A 23,806-nucleotide genomic window follows, 5' to 3' on the forward strand; every position below is an offset into this window, starting at 1 on the left:
AAAATACAAAACGCGCCCTGTGGGCGCGTTTTTCGTTGGGCCTATGGGACGTCCCACGCATCTTCGTCGTCTATCTCACCAAATGCGATCCAGCTTAACCGAACGCGCGCGACCTGGCTGTCTTGCCATGTACGAAAGACCAAATCAAAGCCGTCTTCTGTTACTTTTTCGGCGGCGATGTCGGCGCGTAAGTTCGACCCGTTGCTGACATCCCAAAGTGACAGGGCCACTTGGACAACGGGTTTGTTTACGAATGCTTCTGAGAAATTGATGCGTTTGCGGCGTTCACGCGGGCCTTTACCGGTCCACATATCGCCGCCATGCTGGAAATCCGAGAACAACTGATGTTCCCCTTGGTCGATCCCTAACGTGCGGCCGCGCATTTTTTGCATGATACATTCCTTAAGTCTGCCGAAACATTACAACTTTTGGAACTGATCTGTAAATAAAAACAGGCCCCGCCAAATGGCGAGGCCTGCTTTTGTTAAATCAAAGGCGCTTAAACGTTCAGAAGAGAACGCAAAGCCTCTAGATCTGCCACGTTTTTCGCAGCTACGTCTTTTAGATCAGCAGAAGCAGTTTCGACCGCTTCTTTCGCTGTGGTGATCAAAGCATCCATATCCGCGGCAGTTACGTCCGCAGTTGGGATAGCTTTTTCTGCCAAAACAGACGTGCCCTGGGCGTTGATATCCGCAAAACCGCCAGTAACAGCGTAGCTTTGGGAACCATCCGGACCTTCTACAGTCAGGACGCCTGGGCGCAGGGTGGTGATGGTTGGCGCGTGATCAGGCATTGCTGTCATGTCGCCATCCGCACCCGGAATCTGCACGGCCGAAGCTTGCATAGAGGCAAGCGCACGTTCCGGGCTGACCAGATCGAATTGCATGGTTTGTGCCATTGGGGCCTCCTTTCAGGGTTCCCCTGCCCCGCCAATGCGGCGCAAGGGAGTTCCGTTCTTAGGCGGCTTCCGCTGCCATTTTTTCGGCTTTCGCGATCACTTCGTCGATGCCGCCAACCATATAGAAGGCGCCTTCTGGCAAGTGGTCGTATTCACCGGCGACAACAGCTTTGAACGAAGCGATTGTGTCTTCGAGAGGAACCTGAACACCGTCAGAACCAGTAAAGACTTTCGCAACGTCGAACGGCTGAGAGAGGAAACGCTGGATCTTACGCGCACGCGCAACAGTCAGCTTATCTTCTTCAGACAGTTCGTCCATGCCTAGAATTGCGATGATGTCTTGCAGAGACTTATAGCGCTGCAGGATACCTTGCACTTCGAAGGCTACGTTGTAGTGCTCTTCACCCACAACAGATGGGTCCATCAGGCGAGACGAAGAATCGAGCGGGTCAACCGCTGGGTAGATACCCAGCTCGGAGATCGCACGGTTCAGAACGGTTGTCGCGTCCAAGTGAGCAAAGGTTGTTGCTGGTGCAGGGTCGGTAAGGTCATCCGCAGGAACATAAACCGCTTGGATCGAAGTGATCGAGCCGTTCTTTGTGGATGTAATACGCTCTTGCATCGCGCCCATGTCGGTTGCCAGTGTTGGCTGGTAGCCAACCGCAGATGGGATACGACCCAACAGCGCGGAAACCTCGGAACCCGCTTGTGTAAAGCGGAAGATGTTATCAACGAAGAACAGAACGTCAGAACCAGAAGAGTCACGGAACTGTTCCGCCAGTGTCAGACCTGTCAGAGCAACACGTGCACGCGCACCTGGAGGCTCGTTCATCTGGCCGTAAACCAGAGCAACCTGAGAGTCTTCGAGGTTATCAGGTTTGATAACGTTGGATTCGATCATCTCGTGGTAAAGGTCGTTACCTTCACGTGTACGCTCGCCCACACCCGCGAAAACGGAGTAACCAGAGTGTACTTTCGCGATGTTGTTGATCAATTCCATGATCAAAACGGTTTTACCAACACCGGCACCACCGAACAGACCAATTTTACCACCCTTCGCGTAAGGCGCGAGAAGGTCGATAACTTTGATGCCTGTTTCCAGAACTTCGGATTCTGTAGACTGCTCAGAGAACTCAGGTGCTTCCTGGTGGATGGCACGAGTTTCGTCTGCGCTTACAGGACCTTTTTCATCAATTGGTTCACCGATAACGTTCAAGATACGGCCAAGCGTTGCTTTGCCGACTGGAACAGAAATAGGTGCGCCTGTGTCTGATACTGGTGCGCCACGAACGAGACCTTCAGTCGCGTCCATCGCGATGCAGCGAACAGTGTTTTCACCAAGGTGCTGGGATACTTCCAGAACCAGTTTCTTACCATTGTTGTCTGTATTCAGTGCGTTCAGAATTTCCGGTAGGGAATCTTCAAACTGCACGTCCACAACGGCGCCAATCACCTGTGTGACCTTGCCTTTTGCGTTTGCCATGTTTCGTCTCCGGTCTTAGAGCGCTTCAGCGCCCGAGATAATTTCAATAAGCTCGCTTGTAATCACGGCCTGACGTGAGCGGTTAAACTCGATTGTCAGTTTGTCGATCATTTCGCCCGCGTTCCGGGTTGCGTTGTCCATCGCGGACATACGCGCACCTTGCTCAGACGCACCGTTTTCAAGAAGAGCTGCAAAGATCTGTGTCGCGACACCGCGCGGCAGCAAGTCGGCCAGAATGGCTTCTTCACTTGGCTCATAGTCATACAGAGTAGACGCACCCGCATCTTCCTCAGCTTCGAAGGTCGCTGGGATGATTTGTTGTGCTGTCGGGATCTGTGAAACCACGTTTACGAACTTCGCAAAGAAGATCGTAGCAACGTCAAACTCACCACCGTCAAAGCGTGCGAGGATGTCACGTGCAATATCTTGCGCGTTGTCATAGCCCACTCGTTTAACTTCGGTCAGGTCAACATGGCCGATAAACGCATCACCAAGTTCACGTTTGATAGAATCGCGACCCTTTTTACCAACAGTCAAAACCTTAACAGTTTTGCCTGCAGCTTTGAGTTCCAATGCTTTCGCACGCGCCAACTTGGCGATGTTAGAGTTGAAGCCGCCGCACAAGCCACGCTCAGCAGTCATAACCACCAAAAGGTGAGTTTGATCGCTGCCGGTGCCTGACAAAAGCTTCGGTGCAGTGTCGGAGCCGCCTACAGACGCCGCGAGCCCACCCAGAACGGCATTAAACCGTTCTGTGTAAGGACGAGACGCTTCGGCAGCATCCTGCGCGCGGCGAAGTTTCGCCGCGGCAACCATCTGCATGGCCTTTGTGATCTTCCGAGTGTTTTTCACACTCTGGATCCGGTTTTTAAGGTCCTTCAGACTAGGCATTGTCCGAACCCCTTATGCGAAGTCAGCTGCGAATTCGTCGAGCGCTGCTTTCACTTTGTCTGCTGCTTCGCCTTTGATCTTAGGATCTTCATCCGTGATCCACTGAAGCAGGTCTGCGTTTTTACCACGCAGGTGCGCCAGAAGGGCTGCTTCGTAGCGGCCAACGTCTTTTACGTCGACTTTGTCGAGGTAACCGTTGGTGCCTGCGAAGATGAGGCAGACGATTTCAGAGTTGGACAGTGGCGAATACTGAGGCTGTTTCATCAGCTCGGTCAAACGCGCACCACGTGCCAGAAGCTGCTGTGTTGCGGCGTCTAGGTCGGAACCAAACTGAGCAAACGCAGCCATCTCACGATACTGAGCCAGAGACAGTTTAACTGGACCAGCAACCGAAGACATCGCTTTGGTTTGTGCAGATGAACCAACACGAGAAACGGACAGACCAGTGTTCACCGCTGGACGGATACCTTGGTAGAACAATTCAGTTTCCAAGAAGATCTGACCGTCGGTGATGGAAATCACGTTGGTTGGAATAAACGCAGAAACGTCACCGCCCTGAGTTTCAATAACTGGTAGAGCAGTCAAAGAACCAGAACCGTTATCTTCGTTCAGCTTAGAGGAACGCTCTAGCAGACGAGAGTGAAGATAGAAAACGTCACCTGGGTACGCTTCACGTCCTGGTGGGCGACGCAGAAGCAAAGACATCTGACGGTAGGACACAGCTTGCTTGGACAGATCATCATAAACGATCAGAGCGTGCTTGCCGCTGTCACGGAAGTATTCCGCCATAGAAGTCGCAGCATATGGTGCCAGGAACTGCATAGGTGCAGGATCAGACGCCGTCGCAGCAACAACGATGGAATATTCAATCGCGCCAGTTTCTTCGAGCTTTTTAACAAGCTGAGCAACTGTGGAACGCTTTTGACCAACCGCAACGTAAACGCAGAACAATTTCTTGCTGTCGTCGTCGCCTGCAGCTTCGTTGTAGGATTTTTGGTTCAGGATTGTGTCGAGCGCAATCGCTGTTTTACCTGTTTGACGGTCACCAATGATCAGCTCTCGCTGGCCACGGCCGATTGGGATCATCGCATCAACAGATTTCAGACCAGTCGCCATCGGTTCGTGAACCGATTTACGTGGAATGATGCCCGGTGCTTTAACATCCGCAACGCTACGCTTGGATGTTTTGATCGGACCTTTGCCGTCAAGTGGGTTACCCAAACCGTCAACAACGCGGCCAAGAAGCTCTGGGCCAACTGGAACGTCAACGATAGAGTTGGTGCGCTTAACAGTGTCACCTTCTTTAATGTCGCGGTCGGAACCAAAGATAACAACACCAACGTTGTCGCTTTCAAGGTTCAACGCCATTCCCATGATACCACCTGGGAACTCGACCATTTCACCGGCTTGAACGTTGTCCAGGCCGTAGACGCGGGCAATACCGTCACCTACGGAAAGAACACGACCAACTTCGGCCACTTCGGCGTCCTGACCAAAGTTTTTGATCTGGTCTTTTAGGATCGCCGAAATTTCGGCTGCTTGGATACCCATTTATCCGACCTCTTTCATTGCATTCTGGAGTGAGTTGAGCTTGGAGCGGATCGACGTGTCGATCATCTTCGAGCCCACCTTAACGACAAGACCGCCAATCAAAGACTGATCAACGGTCGCATTAATTTTGACATCTTTGCCAACACGCGCTTTCAGCGTTTTGGCAAGCTTGTCAGATTGTGTTTTGGTCAGCGCTTTTGCAGAGGTTACCTCTGCAGTCACTTCGCCTTTGTCTTCGGCGATCAGCGCACGCAGTCCGCTAACCAACTGAGGCAAGGCAAACAGGCGGCGGTTCTCAGCCATAAGGCTTAGAGTATTCGCCAGAACTGTTGGCAGACCCATTTTAGCTGCAACTGCAGTGATAGCGTCGCCCTGTTCAGCGCGGCTCACGATTGGCGAGTTGATAAACTCGCGCAATTCAGCACTATCTTCCAAAGCTGCATGCAGATCATCAAGACCCTTCTCCAATTCAGAGACGGCTTTTGACTCTTTTGCGATCTCGAAGACCGCAGTGGCATAGCGCGCAGCTATACCTTGCGAAATCGAAGCTGGTTCGGACACGTCCACCCTTCCGATATTTTGGCCTCGGTTCACTGCGAAACAGCTTCCGAGGACGTTTCTAGTTTTGATCCAAATCAAAACATTAAAATCCAGCCGGGGTTTAGCAGAGGCTCGTTGAGCTAGCAATAACGTTTAACGAAAAGGTCACACACCAAAAACCCCTTATTTATAAGGCCTTGCATGGGGTGCGACCGAATGGCTTCATAATGTTACATAAATCTAACAGAGTTTCGACCTATTTCGCCCGATTCCCTGTCCGTGGTCGGTCTCAAAAAGCGGGACAAATGTTCGCTTAGACAGTTTCACTCGCAATCAAACCGGAGAACGACTGCGCGAGAATTCAAGGCAGTGTGCGTTTGAATTTAGACGGTCAAATTGGTGCGACTTCGGGCTTTGGCGCGAGAATTTCCATTGGTTTGCGAACTGTCTGACGCAACCCACCTGTCGGAGCGTGAACCCGTTTGCTTGCCTCAACCATCAGCACCCCCCCGGAGACAACAGGTGACAACGCACGTCCCGTCCCTTCCCACAATTGCGCCGTTTTGCGCCAGAACCGTCTATGGCTTGGCGGCTGGAATAAGGTTGTGCGATGACGCTCTGGCATGAAGCCGTGATTGCGTAGCTGAGCTTCTAACTGTCCTGTTGAGTATGGACGCCCATAACCAAATGGCGTTGTGTCTGATCGAGACCACATCCCAGCCCGATGCGGCACAATGAACAATGCGCGGCCACCAGGGCCAAGTACACGAAACGCTTCGTCTAACAAATTGGTTGGACGATCACAGTTTTCCAAGCCATGCATCATAATCAGGCGATCAACACGCCCTGTTTCAAGCGGCCATAACGTTTCTTCGCACAACACCGATACATTCGGCATCCCTGCAGGCCATGGCATCACACCCTGAGGCGCAGGCATCAGCCCGACGACGCGACGTGCCTGTGTCAGGTATGGACGTAAGAGTGGGACAGCAAAGCCAAATCCGACGACAGTTTGGCCTGTTACATCTGGCCAAAGCTGCTTTACCTCATCCCGCACTGCTTTTTGCGCAGCACGTCCAAGCATGCTACGATAATAAAAGTTGCGAAGGTCCTTCACATCAAGATGCATTGCACGCGCTCACAGAATGGGCAAATCTAGCGTCAACATAGAGGGTTTCGTCGCAGATTGAACCTGTCATGTTGCAGAAGCAGCAAAAAGGAAGCAGCCATGCCACTAGAAATTGTGACCGTGCCGTGTTTGACGGATAACTACGCCTTTCTATTGCACGCCCCGATTAGTGGATTAACGGCGCTTGTCGATGCGCCGGAAGCGGCGCCAATCGAAGCTGAACTCGCTAAGCGCGGGTGGAACCTCGATTTTATTCTGATCACTCATCACCATGCGGACCACATTCAAGCGGTCGACGCGTTGCGTGAAAAATTTGACACGACAGTTATTGGAGCAGAGGCTGACGCGCATCGCCTCCCCGCATTAGATATGAAGGTGAAAGACGGTACCGTGTTTTCACTGGCCAGTGAAGAAGTGCGGGTTATGGATGTTTCCGGCCACACAAACGGTCATATCGCGTTTTATTTGCCAAACGCGAAGGCGTTGTTTTCTGCAGATAGCTTAATGGCTTTGGGATGTGGTCGCCTATTCGAAGGTACAGCCGAAGAAATGTTTGCGAGCCTGTCAAAGATGGCGGCACTACCTGCAGAGACGACCGTTTTTTCAGGCCATGAATATACACAAGCGAATGCGAAATTTGCGCTGACTGTTGATCCCAACAACGAAGACCTTTTGGCACGCGTTGCGTCGATAGATGCGGCCCGGGAAAAGGGTGAGGCAACCGTCCCATCCAACCTAGGTTTGGAACTGGCGACAAACCCGTTTTTGCGCCCACATATCGCCGAATTGCAAACACAGCTTAATATGGTCGGGGCCTCGCCTGATGCGGTTTTCGCTGAAATTCGTCGCCGCAAAGATAACTTCTAATAATTAAGCTAATCTTTTGGGCTTATTGCCTTTCGGCTTTTCTTCTGTCAGGCTGAAAACATAGGAAAATTTCGCGTCGCCGCTCACCGCCGCCGCACCCGAAAAGACATGCCAAATTTCGCCGCAAAGCGTGACGAATGTAGCAAAGGTCACAACTTTGACGTCAAAAGTGAGCAAAAAAATCAAGAAAGGCCTTGAAGCTGGCTGTAGATCGACCAAACTTTAAGACTATCAGGCCATGGTGTTTTTGGGAGCTTTCCCAGACATGCCGCAAACGGAAGGAGTGCGAGCAGTGCCTTCATTCTCGACAACATTAGAACAGGCGATCCATACCGCATTGGCGCAAGCCAACGCGCGTCGCCATGAATTTGCAACACTAGAGCATCTCCTCCTTTCCTTATTGGACGAGCCAGACGCCCTTCGCGTTATGCAGGCGTGCAGCGTTGACCTAGAAGGTCTGCGCCAAACGCTTGTTGAGTTTATCGAAGAAGACCTGGCAAATCTGGTAACGGACATTGAAGGATCAGAAGCGGTCCCAACCGCTGCCTTCCAACGCGTCATTCAACGCGCCGCGATCCATGTACAATCGTCTGGTCGTACAGAGGTCACTGGTGCCAATGTTTTGGTTGCCATCTTTGCGGAGCGCGAAAGCAATGCGGCATACTTCCTGCAAGAGCAGGATATGACCCGATATGACGCAGTCAACTATATCGCTCATGGCGTCGCCAAAGATCCGTCATATGGCGAAAATCGCCCGATCACTGGCAGCGATGATGAAGATGATGATGAACCGACAATCTCTTCGAGCGCCTCTTCGGACGAGAAAAAAGAAAGCGCGCTGGCAAAGTACTGCGTGGACCTGAACAAAAAGGCCAACGCAGGTGATGTTGACCCGCTTATCGGGCGTGACCACGAAGTTGAACGTTGTATTCAAGTTTTGTGCCGCCGTCGGAAAAACAACCCGTTGTTGGTGGGTGATCCGGGCGTTGGTAAAACCGCTATCGCGGAAGGCTTGGCGCATCGTATCGTAAATGGCCAAACGCCTGAGGTTTTATCCTCGACCACTATCTTCTCGCTCGACATGGGTGCGTTGCTGGCCGGGACTCGGTATCGTGGCGACTTTGAAGAACGACTAAAGGCTGTTGTCACTGAACTTGAAGATCATCCTGATGGCGTTCTTTTCATTGATGAGATTCACACAGTGATTGGCGCCGGTGCGACGTCTGGTGGCGCTATGGATGCATCCAACTTGCTAAAACCTGCTTTGCAGGGTGGTAAGCTGCGCACTATGGGCTCAACGACATATAAAGAGTTCCGTCAGCATTTTGAAAAAGACCGCGCTTTGTCCCGTCGTTTTCAAAAGATCGACGTGAGTGAGCCGTCTGTGCCGGATACGATTAAGATCCTGAAAGGTCTTAAGGAGTATTTTGAAGAGCACCACAGTGTAAAATACACTGCTGATGCGATCAAAACGGCTGTGGAACTTTCTGCGCGTTATATTAATGATCGGAAACTGCCTGACAAAGCGATTGATGTCATCGACGAGGCTGGCGCGGCTCAGCATCTGGTCGTTGCCTCTAAGCGTCGCAAAACGATCGGCACAAAAGAGATTGAAGACGTCGTTGCCAAGATTGCGCGCATTCCACCAAAGAATGTGTCCAAAAACGATGCTGAGGTTCTTAAAGACTTAGAGAAGTCTTTGAAACGTGTTGTGTTTGGTCAGGACAAAGCAATCGAAGCTCTGTCGAGTGCAATCAAACTTGCGCGCGCCGGTTTGCGTGAGCCTGAAAAACCAATCGGGAACTATCTGTTCGCTGGTCCAACTGGTGTCGGTAAAACCGAAGTTGCCAAGCAATTGGCAAACACGTTGGGTGTGGAATTGCTACGCTTTGACATGTCCGAGTATATGGAGAAGCACGCCGTATCACGCTTGATCGGTGCGCCTCCGGGTTACGTTGGCTTTGATCAAGGTGGTCAGCTGACCGACGGTGTCGATCAGCATCCACATTGTGTGCTTTTGCTGGACGAAATGGAAAAGGCGCACCCGGATGTTTACAACATTCTGTTGCAGGTCATGGACCACGGTTCTTTGACGGATCACAACGGGCGCACTGTTGATTTCCGCAATGTGATCTTGATCATGACATCCAATGCGGGTGCGACTGAGCAAGCGAAGGCTGCGATTGGCTTTGGACGGGATCGTCGTGAGGGTGAAGACACCGCTGCGATTGAACGTACCTTTACGCCAGAGTTCCGCAATCGTTTGGATGCGGTCATCTCGTTCTCTCCCCTACCCAAGGATACTATCCTGCAGGTGGTCGAGAAATTCGTTCTGCAGCTTGAAGCGCAATTGTTGGATCGTAATGTTCACATTGAGCTTACCCAGCCAGCAGCCGTTTGGCTGGCGGACAAGGGATATGATGACAAAATGGGTGCGCGTCCTCTTGGGCGGGTTATTCAAGAGTACATCAAGAAGCCGTTGGCCGAAGAGCTGCTATTTGGGAAACTCGCCAAAGGTGGTGTTGTGAAAGTGACAACCAAAGATGGCGAGCTACATCTTAAGCTATCAGGGCCTGATAAGCCGCGGATTACGGGCAATAAGCCACCGCTGCTAACAGCTGAATAAAAAGAAACCCCGCCGATTTGGCGGGGTTTTTCTTTGTTCCATTTACACTCTTATTTCTCGGTAAACTTCAATTCGATGCGTCGGTTCTTTGCGCGGGCTTCGCGTGTATCGGCGGGATCAATTGGTTGATATTCACCAAAGCCATTTGCGGATAAGCGCGCGGGCGAAAGCCCCAAATCACTCGCCATAAAGCGGACGACTGACAGCGCACGTGCTTGCGAAAGCTCCCAGTTATCGCGGAATTGCGCGCCGTTCACGATTGGCACATTGTCCGTATGGCCATCCACTTGAAGCACCCAGTTAATCTCTGGAGGGATTTCATCCGCAACTTCGCGCAACAGCTGCGCGACACCTGCAATTTGCTCGCGCCCCTGGAAGCTAAGATCAGCGCCACCAGATGGGAATAGCACCTCGGAGCTGAACACAAAGCGGTCCCCGACAATTCTCACGCCTTCGCGCGTTGCCAGAAGATCGCGCATGCGCCCAAAGAACTCCGAGCGGTATTTCTCTAGGTCTTTGGCAGCTATTTCTAACCGCTTTCGCTCGGCCTCTTCAAGCTCGCGTCGTTTACGTTCTTCTTCGGCGGCACGGCGCCCCTCAGAAGCTGCCCGAGCGAGGGCTGCATTGAGGTCGCTTCCCAAGGAAGACAGCTGAACCTGCGCAGCTGCATCACGTGCTTTGCTATCATCAAGTAAGGCCTGCAGAGCGCCAAGCTGTTCGCGCAATGCCGCGACCTGTTGGTTTAGCAGAGTAGCCTGCTTTTCGCTTTCGGTTGCTTCTGATCGCGTATCCTCTAGCGCTTGGTTTGCTAGGGCGAGCAGACGTTTCTGTTGTTCAGCTTCGCTGAGTTGGGTGGCGGCAGCTTGTTCTGCTGCAAGCTTTGCGGCCACTGCGGCTGCCAAAGCATTTTCCAGCTCGGCAACTCCGGCTTGCGTCCCTTCCACGTCTGACTGCGCCGCTGCTAACAAAGCTTCAGCCGTGGCTAGACGCACTTCTAGATCAGCGGTTTTGGACTTATTTTCATCGGCCACCAGCAAAGCAGCCGCAAGTTGTTCAACCGTAGCTTCGGCGCCAGTCTTTGTGTTGTCTAATTCGGTAAGCGCACTCGTCAACTCTTTGCTTAGAGCTTCTTCATTGATCAAGACCGCGGCCAATTTCCGATCCAGTTCCTGACGCACGGCTTCGGCGGCGGCAAGAAGCGTGAGCGTTTCTTCGGCCTCTTTGCGCTGTGCCTCAAGCGACAAGGTCATCGCCGTAAGTTCCGCATCAGAATTTTTAAGTCGTTCGCGCAAAGCTTCGGCTGCAGCTACTTCGGCGAGCCGGGCAATCTCTTCTTCTGTCAGCTTGCCCTGTAGTTCGGATACCTGCGTGGCAAGAGCCGCGTTTGTTTCTGCATCGAGCTGTGCTTTGGACCGAAGCTCTGCAATCATCAGATCGAGTGCTTCACGTTCTGCCGCGGCCAGACGCGCGGTTTCGACTTGCGCGTCAATTTCTGTGCGGGCCTGGGCTAGTGCCAAATTCAACGCCTCTTGCTCTGACAGCAATGTCTGGCGTTCCCCTTCTAGGGCTGCGACATTCCCCAAAGCTTCGTCGCGTTGTGACAACAACGCTGCGACTTGGGCTTCGAAACTTGTGATCTCTGTACGCGCCGCTGACAGCGCTTCTGCCGTTTTGTTGCGCTCTTCTGTTAAGGCTGCGATCAAAGCAGTCTGGCGCTCTGCAAGTGCGCGGGTATTGGTTAATGTGGCGCGCAGGCCTTCTACCTGCGTTTCCAGTTGCGATGACTTTTGCTGTTCCAGCCCAAGTGCCGCGCCCAAGGCTGCGATTTCGACGGACAGTTCATCAAGCTGGCTTTCTTGTCCCGTGATCGTTTCTTGCAGCACAAATTGCACCACCATGAAAATGGTCAGCACGAACATCAGGACCAGTAAAAGCCCCGTCATCGCATCCACGAAACCCGGCCAGATCGAAGCCTGGAAACGTTGCCCGGAGCGTCGTGAAAGCGCCATTGGTTAGCTCTCCTGCGCGCTTGATGAATTGTTCGTAGGCTTCCGGCGGCGCGGCACTGCCTGTTTTTCACCAAGCAAAGTGATGGCACGGGTCAATGCGGACAGATCAGTGCGAAGCTCTGTAATCGTATCCTGACGACCTGCAGAAATCTCTTCGAGGATGCGCAGCATTTGAACATCAATCGAACGCAGGCGCATGCGGCTTTCGGCGTCAACGCCTTCGCCTGTTCCTTGGTTTTGCAGCACCTCAATCAAACGCTCCTGCCCTTCGGCAACACGCGACATGGCGGCGGTTGATCCAGTTTCAGTACCAAGCTGCTGGGTGAGTGCCGAAACCGATTGCGTCAAAGCACCAACTTGGCCTTCGACACGTGTGCGGCTTTCTTCAGCTTTTGTGAACATTTGCTGAAGCTGGTCCATTTGCTCAGCCATATGTTCAAGCACTTCGCCAAGGACATTGTGCTCTATACCATGTTCCCCTTCGCCGGCGGAAAAGCCAACACGGGTGATGGAACTTAGCCATTCTTCAAGCTCGCGATAGAAACGGTTTTGCCCCTGCCCTGCAAAAAGCTCGAGTAGGCCAACAACTAACGATCCAGCCAAACCCAACAGTGAGGATGCAAAAGCAATGCCCATGCCGCTTAGCTGGCTTTCGAGCCCGGTCATCAAGCGTTGGAAGACAGCAAGCCCCTCTTCGCCCTCGGTTGGTGCAAGGCTACGAATGGTATCAACGACGGCGGGAACTGTTGTTGCCAAACCATAAAACGTTCCGAGCAAGCCGAGGAAAATCAGCATGTTCACAATATAACGCGTGATCTCACGACCTTCGTCGATGCGGGTTGCAACGGAATCTAAGATTGAGCGCGTTGATGTTGCACTGATTTGCCCACGGGCCCCACGCGACCGCAGTAAGGATGCCAGTGGAACCAACAAACGAGGTGGTTCTAGGTATTGGAAATCTTCGTTTTGCAGCGCGAAACTTTTGATCCAACGTGCAGAGGCAATAAGGGACAAGACCTGTAGGAAACAGGCAATGACACCGATGAAGAATACGAAAACGATAAACCCATTAAGATATGGGTTTGCCGTGAACACGGGGAGGACACTGGGCAAAGCGATATAGGTGATGACCCCGGTAAACCCGAGAACAATCAACATCTGTATGATCTGTCGCACTGGGTGCGAGAAATGCGGCTCGGCCTCTCGGTCTGGCTGTTCCATTTGGCCAGCTCCTGACGCTGTTATTTTCTTTGTCCACAGTAGGGCCGCGTGCCTGCTGTGCCAAGGTTTTTTGCGCCTGAGAAGGAGTTAGGCGGTTAATTCTTTAACGCGGGCGGATAGCCAATCCAGTTCTGCGTCTTCAATCCCTAATTCCGTCAAATGCGACGCGGTATTATAGAGGTATTCCGTATTAGGCCCCCGTCCACCAACTGCGGTAGAAATCACATGCGCCTGCTGTTCCAACGACAAATGGATGTATTGCCGATGATCCGGGTCAATTACATAAGTCACGGTCGTCACATTACGCCCATCGGTCAATGTGACATCGCAATGGGTTTCTAAATACGCGGAGGACACCAATTCGCGTTCGCGCAGTTCCGCCATTGCGGCGTCTTCTGTGCCGGGTTTCACCCGTAGCGCCAACCCTTGGCAAGTTGCACCTTCGGCGGCGTCCAGCGCTAAGACCAAACCAGGGTGCTCTTCGGTGCCGCGATGGTGAATGGATGACATGCAAAAGCTGCGGTGCCATCCGTTGAGTGTTGCGACCGATTGCTCAGCCACTTCAAATCCAGGGTTCCAAAGCAAAGAACCGTACCCAAATACCCAAAGAGTCATATGTCATCCATGTCTGGCGTTCATCGTTCCGCGCGTTTAAACACCAATGCGCTAAGACTGCAAAGGGGCCAATGCATGAAACGTCTTTTGATCGCCATTCTTGTGGCCTCTTTGGGGTGGTTTGGTTATTGGTTTGTCGGTTCTGTTGGAATTCAAACAGGCTATGAAGAATGGTTCGAAGCGCGGCGGGCGGACGGCTGGCAAGCTGAATATAAGGCTTTGCATCTTCGTGGTTTCCCCAACCGTTTTGACACAACTTTCGAAGACATTGCTTTGGCAGATCCAAATACAGGTTTTGCTTGGGAAGCGCCGTTTTTTCAGCTCTTTGCCTTAAGCTATCGGCCAAATCATATCATCGCCGTGTGGCCAGAAGATCATCAGCTATCAACGCCCCAAAGTAAAATTGCCATCCGCTCTGGGTCCATGCAGGCATCTGCGGTGTTTGAACCCAACAGCAAGTTAACGCTAAAGCGCGGAAATCTTGCTATAGAAAGTGCCGAAATCTCATCTGACGCGGGTTGGACGCTTTCAGCAGAGAGCTTATTGTTCGCACTCTCGCAAAACGAGGAAACTGACACGCTGTATCAGTTTGCGTTTCAAGGACAGGGCGTTGCGCCACCGCAAGACCTGCAGAATAGCGTACTCCCTAAAACAATGAGTGCTTTGAACCTAGATGCCTCTGTTGAGTTTGATCGCAGCTGGGACATTTTAGCGCTAGAGCAGCAGCGCCCACAACCAACCCAGATCTCGATCAGAACAGCTGATGCAAAATGGGGTGACCTAGAACTGCAAGTTGCAGGCGACCTTGCGGTTGATAATGCAGGCGTGCCGACCGGTTCGGTGACAATACGGGTCAGCAAATGGCGCGAGATACTAGAAATCGCACGAACCACTCAGCAATTTCCGCAGATCAGCTTGGATACTGTTGAGCAAGGCTTGGAGCTAATGTCATCACTAACAGGTTCGGGCGAAAACATTGATGTCACGCTGAACTTCAAACGCGGGATGGTGTTCGCGGGGCCTCTGCCACTGGGCCCTGCCCCTAAGCTCGCGCTGCGTTAAGCTTTAGCGGCAATAGGCTCCGCCCCGATGGCGGGCGATGTCAAAGTGGAAATGGTCACGATGGTATTTGTCGGCGTTGGGGCCAAGAACCGTTCCAAAAGGACCGCAGGCTGCGCCATGCATCTGTTTTAGGATGCGACCCTTTTTGCCTTTGCCCCAATCTTTTAGCACCGAAATCCGGTCGCCGTTGCTTAGGTGGAATGCCGAAATATCAATCGCGCGGCCTTTGCCATGCTCTGAAATTTTGGCACCCGGTTTGCTGTTTCTTGTTCGGCATGAATATCCAGCAGCAACTTGAACTTTCACAACACCGCCACCCTGTCGACCTACAGCGCGTGACATTCCGCGATCCATCCAGGTCTTAAGCGCGTGTGCCGTATCGCATTCCATGACAACCGGAGTAGAGAGCTGCACACCTGAAATAGAGTAGAGCCTGACAGCATCTTTGATCCCGCACCCGCTTAGCTTTCCGGGAACGCGTCCAACGTTGATCCCTTGCAGGTCGCGATCACGGCAAATCCGCCCGATTTTTTGCCCAGACGACGTTGTACGCGTGACAGAGGAAACCGGTTTAGGTGAAAAATTCGCAGCTCTTGAAACAGCGGGTCGAACCAATGGCCGCAACGAAATGGATGGCGCAAGGCTGGGTAAAGCGACCGGGAACACATCTACCCTTGCAACCGGACGCAATGAACGTGTTGGCGCGTCTGCGGTTGCGGCCGAAGCAGCGAGAACTATTGCTAAAAATCCCGCTCTTAGCTTCATCAATGCGCCTTCCCTCGGCCAAAGTCTGGCGCGTCTGTATCTTGCCCCGCCTCAATAATGCCCCGGCGAATTTCGCGTGTGCGCGTAAAGTAATCGTGCAAATGTTCGCCGTCGCCCTGTCGAATAGCCCGCTGTAACGCAAACAACTCTTCGGTAAAGCGCCCAAGGATTTCTAGAGTAGCGTCTTTGTTGCTTAGGAAAACATCGCGCCACATCGTCGGATCGCTTGCGGCAATTCGTGTAAAGTCGCGGAAACCGGATGCGGAGTATTTGATGACTTCGCTTTCAGAAACGCGGCGTAGGTCGTCTGCGACACCGACCATTGTATAAGCGATCAAATGCGGTGTGTGCGATGTAACAGCAAGAACGAGATCATGGTGATCAGCGTCCATTTGTTCAACGTCTGCCCCCATCCCCTTCCAGAGATCAGAGACCTTTTGTACGGCGTCTAAATCCGTTTCTTCGTCGACGATCAGCAAGCACCAGCGGTTATCGAACAGCTCTGCAAAGCCAGACTCGGGACCGGAATGCTCGGTCCCTGCGATCGGGTGAGCCGGAACGAAATGCACGCCCTCAGGTAGGTGCGGCGATACTGCGTCAATGACTTGCCGTTTCACCGATCCAACGTCAGATACAGTCGCACCTGGTTTAAGCGATCCACCAATTTCGGCAGCGACATCGCCCATCACACCAACGGGAACGCATAGCACTACAAGGTCTGCATCTTTGACAGCCTCGGCGGCAGTGTCGCAAATACGATCACATAGGCCGATCTTGCGCGCGGTATCGCGTGTCGTTTGGCTGCGGGCAAAACCAGTGACCTCGCCAGCAAGACCTGCGCGTTTGATCGCCCAGAACATCGAGGATGCGATTAATCCTAAGCCAATCAGCGCGACACGATCATAGACCTGACTCATGCCGCCCCTTCCTTAAAACTTTTGACCGCATGGGCGACACGACGGCACCCTGCTTCGTCGCCCACAGTTATCCGTAGGCAATTAGGAAGCCCGTATCCCGCGACTTTGCGAACGATAACACCCTGTTTCTTAAGGTATTCATCGCAGGCGCTTGCCTCGTCCTCTGATGCGAAGCGCGCCAAGATAAAGTTGGCACAAGACGTGTCAGAAGGCACTCCAATTTCAGCAAGCGCTTCGGCCAACCACGCCCGCAGCCGCGCATTATCTTTGCGGCAACGCGCTACGAATTCCGTGTCGCGTACAGCGGCTTCAGCCACCTGCATTTGCACATCTGAAAGATTGAAAGGCGGACGCACTCGGTTCAAAATGTCGATCAATTCTTTCGGGCCATAGCCCCAGCCGATCCGCATCCCGCCCAAACCATAGATTTTGGAAAAGGTGCGGGTCATGATCACATTGTCACGGCTATCAACAAGTGCTGCGCCCCCGTCATACCCTTCGACATATTCAGTATAGGCGCCATCGTGTACTAAGATCGCGCCTTCGGGCAGGCCTGCGGCCAAACGAGCGACTTCGTTGCCACCAATCATTGTGCCAGTTGGGTTGGCAGGATTGGCGATGAAGACAATTTTGGTTTTGTCTGTGCAAGCCTTTAGGATTGCATCGACATCGACGACACGCTCGCGCTCTGCAACGTTTACAGGTGTTGCACCACAGGCGAGTGTCAGAATCGGGTACATCGAGAACCCGTGTTCGGTGTAGATCACCTCATCACCAGGGCCTGCGAAACATTGCGCAATGAGATGAAGAATTTCGTCCGATCCGACGCCACAGATGATTTGGTCAGCTTTCAGGCCATGCACCTCGGCAATTGCGGTGCGCAAATCAGCATGATCAGTCCCAGGGTAGCGATGCAAGTTCAAACCAGCCTTGCGAAAGGCTTCCTTGGAAGCATCACCAGCTCCGTAAGGGTTTTCGTTTGAAGACAGTTTTACGATGTCTGTGACACCAGCCACCGTTGACTGTCCGCCCTGATAGAGAGCGATTTCCAGAATTCCGGGCTGCGGTTGGATCTTGGTCATGTCCGTTCCTTACACTTCAAACCCGTTCTAATTCGGTTATCAGAGAGAAGGAATAGCTATTCGAAACTGGCACTCCTTCTGCGACGTTTGTTGCGGCAATGCCCAGTCATAGTGCTAAACAGCGAAACAACGACACGTTTCGGCCAAACAAAAGAAAAGGCCGTGCTGAATACCAGCACGGCCCAAAGTCTTTGAATGTCGGCGAAGATTAGTTCTTCGCGTAGAATTCAACAACCAGATTTGGCTCCATAACAACTGGGTACGGCACGTCGGACAAGCCAGGTGCACGTGTGAAAGTTGCTGTCATTTTGGAGTGGTCAACGTCGATGTAATCAGGAACATCGCGCTCAGCCAATTGTGTCGCTTCGATCAGAACAGCCAATTGCTTGGACTTGTCACGAACTTCGATCACGTCACCTTCTTTTACACGGTAAGAAGGAATGTTAACGCGCTTGCCGTTAACTTTTACGTGGCCGTGGTTCACGAACTGACGTGCAGCAAATACTGTTGCAACGAATTTCGCGCGGTAAACAACAGCGTCCAGACGACGCTCCAGAAGACCGATCAAGTTTTCACCTGTATCGCCTTTTACACGCTCAGCTTCGGCATAGATGCGACGGAACTGTTTCTCGGTCATGTCGCCGTAGTAACCTTTTAGCTTTTGCTTTGCGCGCAGCTGGATACCAAAGTCGGACATTTTGCCTTTACGGCGCTGACCATGCTGGCCTGGGCCATATTCACGGCGGTTTACTGGAGACTTAGGACGGCCCCAGATGTTTTCGCCCATGCGGCGGTCAATTTTATACTTGGCAGACGTACGTTTAGTCACGGCTGATCTCCTTCGTTTAGGTTTCGAAGGGCGTTGTCCTCTATTCGGATTTTGCCGAATTGACAGGAATCCCCTTGCGGGGGCCACCAACACCAATGAAGCCGCGCTTATACGCGTAGCACTTGCGGAGTCAACGGGGATGAAGAAAAGAAATGCGGTTTTTCCGCTCCCCTAGGGAAGAAGGAAAAACCGATGCTAGTCTTGCTATGTCAGCCTATGCTGCCTCGTGGCGCAAAATCGCGGCCTCTGATGCTGTCAGTTGACGGCGTGCATGGTCCCCATAGCTATAAGGACGCGCCGCAAACTCAGGATTGATACCCAGCAGTCTTGTGCGATCCTCGTCACCAAGGGAGGACATGGCAGCGTCTGCTGGGTGGAAACTTTCGGTTTCGACACCATTTGCAAAAAGGATTTCGTGACGCGGCAGTAAAAGATGCACGTAAGTCACTTCGCGCAGTTTGAAATCAACTTTCACATTGCGGCCATTTTCAAGCTGGCGCGCCGAAACCAACACTTCTGGTGTATTAAATAGTGCCCGAGCCACTTCGCCACGCACCAAAACCCGGTGATCAGGCGAAACGATCAAAGCACGCTGAGGGAATTCATGACCCAATGCGCCTGGCTTGATCCGAATTGGCCGCAACTTAGGCAATGCAAACAAACGTGCCCCTGTCATCCGACGAGACCCGATCCACTGAATTTCTTGCGGACCGTTGTCTTTGGTTAGGACCAGATCACCTTCGCGCAGCTTTTCAATCAGGCGTGGGCCTTTGGGCGTGTCGATCCGCGTGCCAGGAGTAAAACAAATCGTCCCTGCCCCATCCGCCTCTGAGGAATGGGTTTCGTGCATCTCCAACGTATGGTGAACAACCCAAAGATCGGAATCTTTGGGCGGAATTTCATCAATAAACATCAATAGCGGCGCGCCACCGTCAACGTCGATAAGGGTGACAGTGTAGCTGTTACGCCCATTGGTCACGACAAAGCTGCTGTCGCGCATTGGGTCGTCTGTTTCGACTTGATCTAACTTTGTTGTATTGGCCAACGCCGCCCCAACAAGCTTGCGTACCATGCGTGCCGCTTTGCGCCGCAACATCACTTCGCCTTCGCCGCGCTCCAATCGCAACAGTTCTGTTGGCCCGTCCACGCGGATAGCATCTCCACGCCATGACCACACCGCGCCTTGCTCAATAGCGCTTATAGGTGCGGCCGTAAGACCATCTACTTCTGTTTGCGACCAGGAGATGACGAACGTGCCCAAAAAGCCCGTTCCCATTTGCCTGTGTCCTGCCTCATTATTTTTATTAATGAGACGTTAGCAAAAGTGATTCGTTCTGGGAAGTGCAAAATGAATCTCGCAGTGAGACCATACGCTTAAAAGTCAAACTTGATGCGTATTGCACCCAACACTTGCCCCTCTGGCTGGCCACTAAACTCTGGGCTCAACCATGATGCGCCATAGTAAATGCTGTACTTCTTTCGCTGCATCTCAACGCCAGCACGAATACGATGACGTGTGTTCTCAAGCGAAATACCTGAGGACGTGGGCAAGTAAATGCTGCTATCCACATAAGCGATGTCGGCACCGATGAAGAACGCCATGCCATCTTCTCTTTGCTGGATTGTGCGATAGCGAAGGCCTGTGATTGGATCACGCACCAGAAGATCGCCCTGACCGATGTTACCAATTGTTAGGTCAAAACCGGCGCGAACTAGTGTTTCGTCTCCGGCCCGTGCTTCTAGGAAAGGTCGAAGAGACGCATTTGAACCTAGCGACAGTGATTTACCAACCTCAGCCACCGCTGAAAGCGTTGTTTTGTTGCCGACTTGGCTGCCCAACACACCAGACGACGGACCCTCTATTCCAAAGCTGTCATGTAAGAAGTTCTGAAAATCGCCTAACCCATTTTGCGGGCCAAGGATAGTCAGGTCACCACCAAGCGAGAATTCAAGCGAGTTGCGTTGGAAGTGCGTATGCGCACCAACCGATAGAGCCGCTGCATAAGGGCGATCGCCTGCTGGTGGTGATTGTAGATTTGAAGGCGCAATAATTTGGCCAAGTATACGCAGTTCAACAATTTCACCCATATCTTCAGGGAGTTGGTCCATCCATTTTGGCCCAAACACATGGCTGCCAACGATAGAACCTGACCGCCAGCGATCATGCCCGTCCCCCAAAAAGTCGTTCACAATCAAACGGCCATAACCGAGCTGCTCGGCCTGCGCCGAAATTGGGATAACAATCTGAGCAAGACCAAGGACGGAAAGCCCAAGGGATAAAAGTAAATGTCGCATAGCTGCCTCAACAGGAATTCTTGTTGCTGGCGACATACCTAAAGATTTGGTACAAAAAAAAGGCAATAAAGCGAATATTCAGATTATTTTCAGCTAAGAGGCGAGCATCACACTAAACCAGCCTCTTTCGCAATCATCGCGGCTTGCGTCCGATTTTTGGCAGCCAACTTTCGGCACAGCGTCCGCACATGAAGCTTGATCGTCACTTCTTGCAATCCCAACTCACGCGCGATTTCTTTGTTAGACAGCCCTTGGCTGATACAATTCAAAACTTCTCTTTCACGTTTACTGAGTATTTTGATGAGCCCTTTGACAACCTCATCCTCTTGAGTGAATTCCAAGGGCACAAAGACTTCATCAGAAACCATAGTATTGACAGCCTTCAGGAAATCGCTTGCCGTCATTACCTTAGTCAAAAACCCAATTGCACCTTTCTGAATCGCCCCTTCTACGACAGACTTAGGCGCACTGATTGATAGGATAGCTATGCCACGTGCCAAATTGGCCTTCACCGCCAATTCTAAGCCCGCAAGCCCATTCATATCTGGCATGTCATAATCCAAGAGCGCCAAATCAAACGGCCCGGCTGTCTGGCAGAAGTCTAATGCCTCATGCAAAGATTTGGCCGTCACAACACGGGCACTACCCATATTTTCTAGGTAAGCACCAAGTAATTCACGCACGAGTGCATGATTATCTGCAATGAGTATTCGCATATCAGTGGCATTGGTATTTTGTTGGTAAGAGTATTCAGTCTAAGCCATTCAAGGCCTTCACCTTGAGGAGCAAACTGTGATCTTAGATAAAGGCAGGACTATACCCTCAATTGCATTTTACCGAAAAATGCAATTCAAATCCAGTGATTTTCGAGACCCACCTATCCGAACGGATAGGTCTCATTCCAATTGAGCAGGTGCTCTAGCTTACAATTCTATGCCAAAACTCAAATCATAAACTAACTTAGGTTAAGCTATGATCCTTCGCATTTTTTGTTTTGCACTCCTTTCTCTTTGTCTTTCAACTACTGCACGTGCTGAAGCGTTACCCGAACCCAAAGGGCAGGTTCTTTTGACTGTTTCCGGCTCTATTGAGAAGAGAAATGCAAAACAGATCGCCATCTTTGATCGTGACATGCTTCTCGACCTACCAGTCACACAATTTGAGACGACAACAATTTGGACAGACGGGCTTCAAAGTTTCAGCGGCGTTTCACTTCATGACCTCAAAGAACAAATCGGCATGGATGGTGAGACACTTATTGCCAGCGCGATCAACGACTACAGCGTAGAAATCCCACTTTCAGACGCGAAAGAAGGGGGACCAATCATAGCCTACCTTCGCAACGGAACTGAAATGTCAGTGCGCAGCAAGGGGCCGCTATGGATTGTTTATCCATATGATACGGTTCCTGAATACCGATCTGAAACGATCTATTCTCGCAGCATCTGGCAATTGGACCGTCTGGAAGTCATCAAGTAGCCTGCGCGGATAACGTTAAGCGACGAACACCTAATCTTAGTCCAACACCCTCCAGCCTATAGAACAACACGCTCTGACAGGGAATCATCCCGCTGAATCTTGGGCCAACCAGATCAGCCTTGGAATTTCTTACCGATACGGAAAACCGTTATCGCCATCGGTGCCGTAACCGTTAACGCAAACAGAAGCAGTCAGGTCACGTTTAACGCTAACATACTGACAAAAAACGTGTTTTACCTTTTTCCCCAGCCCTATTCGCTCTATACGGCGGCCAACTCCACGTGCTTATAAAAAGAGGACATTCCATGACCGTCACCCTAGGCATCAACGGATTTGGCCGCATCGGTCGCTGCACTTTGATGCAAATCGCAGAAGCTGCTCGTGACGATGTAAAAGTTGTTAAGCTAAACGCAACAGGCCCACTCGAAACTGCGGCGCATCTTATCCGCTATGACTCGATCCATGGGCGCTTCATCAACGATGTTACCGTTCAAAACGGCACAATGGATGTCGGCCAAGGGCCAATGCGCGTCTATTCAACCTACAACATGGATGAGTTGGACTGGACGGGCGTTGATGTTGTTCTGGAATGCACCGGCCAATTCAATGACGGCGAAAAGGCAGCCAAGCACTTAGAACGTGGCGCTAAAAAAGTTCTGATCTCCGCGCCTGCTAAGAATGTCCAACGTACCGTTGTGTTTGGGGTTAATGATCATCTGCTCAATGCGAATGACAACATGATCTCAAACGGCTCTTGCACGACAAACTGCTTGGCTCCGCTTGCAAAAGTCCTGCACGAAAACATTGGTATCGAGAACGGTCTGATGACCACGATCCACAGCTACACAGGCGATCAGCCAACTCTGGACCGCCGTCACAGTGACTTGTACCGCGCACGGTCAGCAGCCATGGCAATGATCCCAACCTCAACCGGCGCTGCGAAAGCCTTGGGCGAAGTGCTTCCGGATCTAAAAGGCAAGCTTGATGGCACAGCAATACGTGTCCCTACGCCCAACGTTTCTGCCGTTGATCTGACTTTTGTAGCTTCCAAAGATGTCACTGCAGCTGATGTGAATGAAATCGTTCGCGAAGCGGCTGCGACAACAATGAAAGGCGTGTTGGGCTACGATCCAGAGCCAAAAGTCTCTATCGACTTTAATCACACAACAGAAAGCTCCATCTTTGCACCAGATCAAACCAAAGTTGTTGGCGGGCGAACCGTTCGCGTTTTGGCTTGGTATGACAACGAGTGGGGCTTTTCTACTCGTATGGCAGATGTTGCCGCGAAAATGGGTCAGCTGATCTAAACAGCTGTTCTATATCCAAAATTATTGCGCCCCCGCAGACTGTCAGGCATACCCTTTAACAAGGTATCCAATAGTCTCCGGGGGCGCAGCAATTTCATGACCAACCCGATCGCAATCTTCTTAGGTCTCGCCATTGTCCTCGCAGTCATCGCGGATCAATATTTCCTTGATGGGGCTGGTAGCTTATTAGCAGGACGAAAGTTTGCAGAGCTGATCGAATGGATCGCGTTCTGGCGCTAA

The 23,806-nt window shown here is 51.8% G+C and carries 23 protein-coding genes; 6 read left to right on the forward strand and 17 right to left on the reverse strand.

The window, feature by feature from the left end; all coding sequences use genetic code 11:
• Positions 1-41: 41 nt before the first annotated feature.
• From Q4544_RS02450 to Q4544_RS02480, 7 genes are all read right to left on the reverse strand, one after another.
• The gene (locus Q4544_RS02450) at positions 42-392 is read right to left on the reverse strand and encodes an H-type lectin domain-containing protein (protein ID WP_303503821.1); all 351 of its coding nucleotides are present in this window, start codon (positions 390-392) and stop codon (positions 42-44) included.
• A gap of 107 nt (positions 393-499) precedes the next feature.
• Positions 500-898, reverse strand: coding sequence for a F0F1 ATP synthase subunit epsilon (locus Q4544_RS02455; protein ID WP_303503823.1), 399 nt, complete (start codon positions 896-898; stop codon positions 500-502).
• A gap of 58 nt (positions 899-956) precedes the next feature.
• Complete coding sequence (gene atpD / locus Q4544_RS02460; protein WP_303503825.1) at positions 957-2,381, reverse strand: F0F1 ATP synthase subunit beta; 1,425 nt, start codon at positions 2,379-2,381, stop codon at positions 957-959.
• A 15-nt stretch (positions 2,382-2,396) separates the two neighbouring features.
• Entirely contained in the window at positions 2,397-3,272 is an 876-nt protein-coding gene (locus Q4544_RS02465) for a F0F1 ATP synthase subunit gamma (protein WP_303503827.1), read from the reverse strand.
• A gap of 12 nt (positions 3,273-3,284) precedes the next feature.
• Positions 3,285-4,823 (reverse strand): F0F1 ATP synthase subunit alpha, encoded by a 1,539-nt coding sequence (gene atpA, locus Q4544_RS02470; RefSeq protein ID WP_303503829.1) that lies wholly within the window; start codon positions 4,821-4,823, stop codon positions 3,285-3,287.
• A complete protein-coding gene (locus tag Q4544_RS02475) occupies positions 4,824-5,384 on the reverse strand; it encodes a F0F1 ATP synthase subunit delta (RefSeq protein WP_303503830.1) in 561 nt (186 codons plus the stop codon).
• Between the two features lie 370 nt (positions 5,385-5,754).
• A complete protein-coding gene (locus Q4544_RS02480; protein WP_303503832.1) occupies positions 5,755-6,492 on the reverse strand; it encodes a class I SAM-dependent methyltransferase in 738 nt (245 codons plus the stop codon).
• Between the two features lie 99 nt (positions 6,493-6,591).
• On the opposite strand from Q4544_RS02480, the gene gloB reads away from it, so the two are divergent.
• Together gloB and clpA are read left to right on the forward strand one after the other, a co-directional pair.
• A complete protein-coding gene (gene gloB / locus Q4544_RS02485) occupies positions 6,592-7,359 on the forward strand; it encodes a hydroxyacylglutathione hydrolase (RefSeq protein WP_303503833.1) in 768 nt (255 codons plus the stop codon).
• Between the two features lie 292 nt (positions 7,360-7,651).
• Complete coding sequence (clpA, locus tag Q4544_RS02490) at positions 7,652-9,985, forward strand: ATP-dependent Clp protease ATP-binding subunit ClpA (protein ID WP_303503835.1); 2,334 nt, start codon at positions 7,652-7,654, stop codon at positions 9,983-9,985.
• A 50-nt stretch (positions 9,986-10,035) separates the two neighbouring features.
• Here clpA and Q4544_RS02495 read toward each other — a convergent pair whose 3' ends face one another.
• The 3 genes from Q4544_RS02495 to Q4544_RS02505 form a co-directional block, all read right to left on the reverse strand.
• The gene (locus Q4544_RS02495) at positions 10,036-11,994 is read right to left on the reverse strand and encodes a peptidoglycan -binding protein (RefSeq protein ID WP_303503837.1); all 1,959 of its coding nucleotides are present in this window, start codon (positions 11,992-11,994) and stop codon (positions 10,036-10,038) included.
• Between the two features lie 3 nt (positions 11,995-11,997).
• A complete protein-coding gene (locus Q4544_RS02500; protein WP_303503839.1) occupies positions 11,998-13,215 on the reverse strand; it encodes a biopolymer transporter ExbB in 1,218 nt (405 codons plus the stop codon).
• Positions 13,216-13,302: 87 nt separating this feature from the next.
• A complete protein-coding gene (locus Q4544_RS02505) occupies positions 13,303-13,830 on the reverse strand; it encodes a gamma-glutamylcyclotransferase (RefSeq protein ID WP_303503841.1) in 528 nt (175 codons plus the stop codon).
• 75 nt (positions 13,831-13,905) lie between these two features.
• On the opposite strand from Q4544_RS02505, the gene Q4544_RS02510 reads away from it, so the two are divergent.
• On the forward strand, positions 13,906-14,892 hold the full coding sequence (locus Q4544_RS02510) for a DUF2125 domain-containing protein (protein ID WP_303503842.1): 987 nt from the start codon (positions 13,906-13,908) through the stop codon (positions 14,890-14,892).
• A 3-nt stretch (positions 14,893-14,895) separates the two neighbouring features.
• Here Q4544_RS02510 and Q4544_RS02515 read toward each other — a convergent pair whose 3' ends face one another.
• The 7 genes from Q4544_RS02515 to Q4544_RS02545 form a co-directional block, all read right to left on the reverse strand.
• Positions 14,896-15,657, reverse strand: coding sequence for an extensin family protein (locus Q4544_RS02515; protein ID WP_303503844.1), 762 nt, complete (start codon positions 15,655-15,657; stop codon positions 14,896-14,898).
• The gene (locus Q4544_RS02520) at positions 15,657-16,574 is read right to left on the reverse strand and encodes a prephenate/arogenate dehydrogenase family protein (protein ID WP_303503846.1); all 918 of its coding nucleotides are present in this window, start codon (positions 16,572-16,574) and stop codon (positions 15,657-15,659) included. The genes Q4544_RS02515 and Q4544_RS02520 overlap by 1 nt, the downstream gene beginning before the upstream one ends.
• Positions 16,571-17,656 (reverse strand): histidinol-phosphate transaminase, encoded by a 1,086-nt coding sequence (gene hisC / locus Q4544_RS02525; protein ID WP_303503848.1) that lies wholly within the window; start codon positions 17,654-17,656, stop codon positions 16,571-16,573. The genes Q4544_RS02520 and hisC overlap by 4 nt, the downstream gene beginning before the upstream one ends.
• A gap of 208 nt (positions 17,657-17,864) precedes the next feature.
• The gene (rpsD, locus tag Q4544_RS02530) at positions 17,865-18,485 is read right to left on the reverse strand and encodes a 30S ribosomal protein S4 (RefSeq protein ID WP_303503849.1); all 621 of its coding nucleotides are present in this window, start codon (positions 18,483-18,485) and stop codon (positions 17,865-17,867) included.
• A gap of 214 nt (positions 18,486-18,699) precedes the next feature.
• Positions 18,700-19,761, reverse strand: coding sequence for a Hint domain-containing protein (locus Q4544_RS02535; RefSeq protein WP_303503850.1), 1,062 nt, complete (start codon positions 19,759-19,761; stop codon positions 18,700-18,702).
• Positions 19,762-19,859: 98 nt separating this feature from the next.
• A complete protein-coding gene (locus Q4544_RS02540; protein ID WP_303503851.1) occupies positions 19,860-20,780 on the reverse strand; it encodes a lipid A-modifier LpxR family protein in 921 nt (306 codons plus the stop codon).
• A gap of 107 nt (positions 20,781-20,887) precedes the next feature.
• Complete coding sequence (locus Q4544_RS02545; protein ID WP_303503853.1) at positions 20,888-21,496, reverse strand: response regulator transcription factor; 609 nt, start codon at positions 21,494-21,496, stop codon at positions 20,888-20,890.
• Positions 21,497-21,752: 256 nt separating this feature from the next.
• Here Q4544_RS02545 and Q4544_RS02550 point away from each other — a divergent pair, with 256 nt between their 5' ends.
• The 3 genes from Q4544_RS02550 to Q4544_RS02560 all read left to right on the forward strand — a co-directional run bounded on the left by Q4544_RS02550 (position 21,753) and on the right by Q4544_RS02560 (position 23,806).
• Complete coding sequence (locus Q4544_RS02550) at positions 21,753-22,259, forward strand: oxidoreductase (RefSeq protein ID WP_303503855.1); 507 nt, start codon at positions 21,753-21,755, stop codon at positions 22,257-22,259.
• Positions 22,260-22,564: 305 nt separating this feature from the next.
• Positions 22,565-23,566 carry a type I glyceraldehyde-3-phosphate dehydrogenase gene (gene gap, locus Q4544_RS02555; protein ID WP_303503856.1) on the forward strand — a complete coding sequence of 334 codons (1,002 nt, stop codon included), beginning with the start codon at positions 22,565-22,567 and terminating at the stop codon, positions 23,564-23,566.
• Positions 23,567-23,662: 96 nt separating this feature from the next.
• The gene (locus Q4544_RS02560; protein WP_303503858.1) at positions 23,663-23,806 is read left to right on the forward strand and encodes a glyceraldehyde-3-phosphate dehydrogenase; all 144 of its coding nucleotides are present in this window, start codon (positions 23,663-23,665) and stop codon (positions 23,804-23,806) included.

Origin of the sequence: Cognatishimia sp. 1_MG-2023 (genome assembly GCF_030548175.1) — a bacterium.
Classification (GTDB): domain Bacteria; phylum Pseudomonadota; class Alphaproteobacteria; order Rhodobacterales; family Rhodobacteraceae; genus Cognatishimia.

Bases quoted from the DNA above. Each gene is read 5' to 3' on its own strand.
- Q4544_RS02540 (WP_303503851.1), bottom strand. From the start codon at position 20,780: ATGCGACATTTACTTTTATCCCTTGGGCTTTCCGTCCTTGGTCTTGCT.
- Q4544_RS02560 (WP_303503858.1), top strand. From the start codon at position 23,663: ATGACCAACCCGATCGCAATCTTCTTAGGTCTCGCCATTGTCCTCGCA.
- Q4544_RS02450 (WP_303503821.1), bottom strand. From the start codon at position 392: ATGCAAAAAATGCGCGGCCGCACGTTAGGGATCGACCAAGGGGAACAT.
- gap (WP_303503856.1), top strand. From the start codon at position 22,565: ATGACCGTCACCCTAGGCATCAACGGATTTGGCCGCATCGGTCGCTGC.
- Q4544_RS02515 (WP_303503844.1), bottom strand. From the start codon at position 15,657: ATGAAGCTAAGAGCGGGATTTTTAGCAATAGTTCTCGCTGCTTCGGCC.
- Q4544_RS02520 (WP_303503846.1), bottom strand. From the start codon at position 16,574: ATGAGTCAGGTCTATGATCGTGTCGCGCTGATTGGCTTAGGATTAATC.
- Q4544_RS02545 (WP_303503853.1), bottom strand. From the start codon at position 21,496: ATGCGAATACTCATTGCAGATAATCATGCACTCGTGCGTGAATTACTT.
- hisC (WP_303503848.1), bottom strand. From the start codon at position 17,656: ATGACCAAGATCCAACCGCAGCCCGGAATTCTGGAAATCGCTCTCTAT.
- Q4544_RS02480 (WP_303503832.1), bottom strand. From the start codon at position 6,492: ATGCATCTTGATGTGAAGGACCTTCGCAACTTTTATTATCGTAGCATG.
- Q4544_RS02535 (WP_303503850.1), bottom strand. From the start codon at position 19,761: ATGGGAACGGGCTTTTTGGGCACGTTCGTCATCTCCTGGTCGCAAACA.
- Q4544_RS02550 (WP_303503855.1), top strand. From the start codon at position 21,753: ATGATCCTTCGCATTTTTTGTTTTGCACTCCTTTCTCTTTGTCTTTCA.
- Q4544_RS02500 (WP_303503839.1), bottom strand. From the start codon at position 13,215: ATGGAACAGCCAGACCGAGAGGCCGAGCCGCATTTCTCGCACCCAGTG.
- Q4544_RS02495 (WP_303503837.1), bottom strand. From the start codon at position 11,994: ATGGCGCTTTCACGACGCTCCGGGCAACGTTTCCAGGCTTCGATCTGG.
- gloB (WP_303503833.1), top strand. From the start codon at position 6,592: ATGCCACTAGAAATTGTGACCGTGCCGTGTTTGACGGATAACTACGCC.
- Q4544_RS02510 (WP_303503842.1), top strand. From the start codon at position 13,906: ATGAAACGTCTTTTGATCGCCATTCTTGTGGCCTCTTTGGGGTGGTTT.
- Q4544_RS02505 (WP_303503841.1), bottom strand. From the start codon at position 13,830: ATGACTCTTTGGGTATTTGGGTACGGTTCTTTGCTTTGGAACCCTGGA.
- Q4544_RS02465 (WP_303503827.1), bottom strand. From the start codon at position 3,272: ATGCCTAGTCTGAAGGACCTTAAAAACCGGATCCAGAGTGTGAAAAAC.
- atpD (WP_303503825.1), bottom strand. From the start codon at position 2,381: ATGGCAAACGCAAAAGGCAAGGTCACACAGGTGATTGGCGCCGTTGTG.
- Q4544_RS02455 (WP_303503823.1), bottom strand. From the start codon at position 898: ATGGCACAAACCATGCAATTCGATCTGGTCAGCCCGGAACGTGCGCTT.
- atpA (WP_303503829.1), bottom strand. From the start codon at position 4,823: ATGGGTATCCAAGCAGCCGAAATTTCGGCGATCCTAAAAGACCAGATC.